At 31.7% G+C, this 518-nt stretch carries 1 pseudogene; it reads right to left on the reverse strand.

Annotated elements, in window-relative coordinates:
* Positions 1-253: pseudogene (locus ACFINZ_RS12165) on the reverse strand (hypothetical protein); the annotation flags it as partial.
* Positions 254-518: the final 265 nt, after the last annotated feature.

The following is a 518-nucleotide window of genomic DNA, read 5'->3' on the forward strand; positions in this document are numbered from 1 at the left end:
TTTCGTTATCTGCAACAATTTTTAGTTTGTCTAAGTCAGAAGGGGACGAGTACGATAAAACAAAGGATGCTTTTTTGGGTTTAAATGCTTTGCAAGCATATTCAACGCCTTGGTGTATTGTATCAGCTGCTTTAATAGTAACACTTTCATCTGAAGCAAAATTCCATTTTGTTTCACTAAATCCAGCAAATGCAACAGTGGAACACGCAAGAATATTTGCAACAACTAATCCTTGAGTGAGAATTTTTCTCATTATGTTTTTCTCTCTTATCCTAAAATACCATTCATTATAAATCAGTTTTTATAAATATGAAAGATTGAATTTGACTCAGAAATGCAGGGCTAAACTGTTCTTTTTAGCTTTATAAAAATTCTCTTATCGTTATTACGTTTTGAGATAAACTATCCTGGAGGTATCGTTTGTATTCTCAAGGAGTTATCTCTCGTATGAGGGATATAAATGGTTACAGAAACTTTTATTTTTGGTGCTTGCATTTTTTTCTGTATTGGTTTTATTT

Origin of the sequence: Bartonella sp. AA81SXKL (assembly GCF_042196945.1) — a bacterium.
GTDB lineage: Bacteria > Pseudomonadota > Alphaproteobacteria > Rhizobiales > Rhizobiaceae > Bartonella.